Annotated in this window: 1 protein-coding gene; it reads right to left on the bottom strand. The window is 44.5% G+C overall.

Annotated features, from left to right (window positions below):
* Window positions 1-327: 327 nt before the first annotated feature.
* Window positions 328-1989 (bottom strand): transposase, encoded by a 1662-nt coding sequence (locus tag MXE41_RS12900; protein WP_247100874.1) that lies wholly within the window; start codon window positions 1987-1989, stop codon window positions 328-330.
* Window positions 1990-2217: the final 228 nt, after the last annotated feature.

The following is a 2217-nucleotide window of genomic DNA, read 5'->3' as shown; positions in this document are numbered from 1 at the left end:
CATATAGTCGGACAATGTTTTGGAGGACGCACATTCCATTGGACCTTTTGAACCATGAAAAAAAAATTTTTCTTCAAAAAGTCTACAGGATTGACCTGTAATGTAGCTTCAGCTACCGCCTATTTGCTGACCTGTTATGGTGCTACAGGCAGCTGGTAACTCAGGCCAGGGAGGTGCGTACACCATGGCACTCTTATGGGGCTATGGCGGTGCGTTGCACCATAAGCCCCCTCATGCTGTCAGTGCTCGTAACAGGGCTACTGTACAGCCGTTGTTAGTTTTGCTTTTAACCAAGCCTTGTGCTTGGAGAAGTGCTTGTATATCCAGCTAAGCAGGTAAGCACTCATTGCCAGTACAGGTACCTGCTTGCTTTTGGGCATAGCTCTCTACTGCCTTGATCGTACTTCTGAGTGACTTGCCTTGACTCATGGCAAGTGACGATACCCGACCAGGCTTGACAGCATCAGCTATGCTTCTGAACCTATATGTACCATGCCTGCGAGCACGAGGTGATACCAGGCTTCCTGTAGGCATGTTGCAGAGGATATAGAAAAGAGCATCTAAACTCAGTCTGGATGCAGTTTTCTTACTTGAAACATCAACATTTAACTTGGAAGGGGTGCCAGTTAGAACGGCGTTCTTACGGCTTTCAAGTGATTCTGAGCAGTATGATGACATCAGGGCTATGTACATCTTAATGCAGTCAGCAATCATAGATGCGCTTACAAAAAAGTCACTTGAATGATGCTTCAGGTACTTACCACAATCCATGCCCCCATGGCTCTTGTGGCAGAGAAACTTGATCTCTATCTGCCATCTTGGTCTGTATAAGACTGACATGATACGGACATTGAATGCATCGGATAGATTTGTTTCAAAATACACCCAGCATGAGTTGGTCTCATCCTTCTTAAATGACTTGTTCTCAGGGTTGAACACCATCAGAATCTTGGTTCCATCTGCACGGATGAGCACATAGGACTTACCTGTCAGGTAACCATCCCTACCTGTTACAGGATAAGATATAAGTCCTTTTTCTCTGAGTTCATTAACCTTCATAGAGCCATTCAAAGGAACTTCTCGACCTTCATCAGCTATCTGATAAATCCCGTTTTCGTCTCTGTAGCAGTCATACTCCACTGCACGAACAACAGGCACATTAATGCTCTTGCGTGCTTTGATAAGGTAGTAGGCACCGACTCTTATGATGCAAGCTCTAACCTCCTTAGATAAATAGCCTGCATCAAGCAGATAAAGGGTTCCTGCAGCTAATGGGTCGTTAGTAATCATCGATATAAGAGCTTCTCTTTCATTGGAGACAGAGCTGCCCATAATGTAATAGACAATTACTCCCAGCACTAAATCCATGATTGAATGGGCCTTTCGACCAGGCATAGTAGTGCCCTTGGTCTCGCCCTCGTTTTTCTCACGAGCAAGTGGTCGATCGCTGCCATCACCTGCCATAATACGTGTAATTTCAGGGGCGAACTTATTAACAGCGTCCAGAAGCTGGCGCCCCAGAGTATTCAGGTCATTGCCGTAGACTTCTTTGCTGAGCTCTCCAGCTAAGGAAAGTGACATGTTTCTTATTGCTGCTGAAACTGCAGCCTCTTGTTTCATGGCTCGGCTCATGGTCTTGAATGAAACAGGCTCAACACCTTCAAGATCACACAGAAACCTGTAGTAATAATACATCTGCTCTTTTGAGCAGTTGCGCATCAGAGAACATAAGACAGCAGACAGCATCCAGGCCCCGGCTGTATGCCATATCGAGTTCTTGTATGTTTTAGGAACAAAGCCATGCTCAAGCAATACAGCTCTTACACTGTCAATGTTAAACAGGTCTGTCAGAGCTGGCCAAGGAAGAATCATAGCGAGTGTTTTCGCGGTACTGCTAATAAGCGGGGGCTTATCATCAGGCACTTCTTGCCTGGATGAAAAATGAGTAGTGAATGGTGCAGAGGTAGAAACTTGGGCGGGAACAGTCATATAATGGGCTCCATTTTTTTAAGTTTAGTGTTGCTACAAATGCACTAATTTGTAGCAACTACTAAGAGTAACGTATACCCCCGCCTTTTCTTTAGTCATGAATTTACCATCATGACCCCCTGCTAACTTTCTTCCAAAACTACACTATATTAACCTGCTATGTAAATCACATACATTTATAAACATCTATTGTTTAGGGCTTCTACGTAAACATTGTCCGTCTATATG

The organism is Anaerobiospirillum sp. NML120449, assembly GCF_023051105.1.
Lineage (GTDB): Bacteria > Pseudomonadota > Gammaproteobacteria > Enterobacterales > Succinivibrionaceae > Anaerobiospirillum.
This window is presented reverse-complemented; position numbering and strand designations above follow the sequence as displayed.

Coding starts and splice junctions, on each gene's coding strand:
- MXE41_RS12900 (WP_247100874.1), bottom strand. CDS start 1,989: ATGACTGTTCCCGCCCAAGTTTCTACCTCTGCACCATTCACTACTCAT.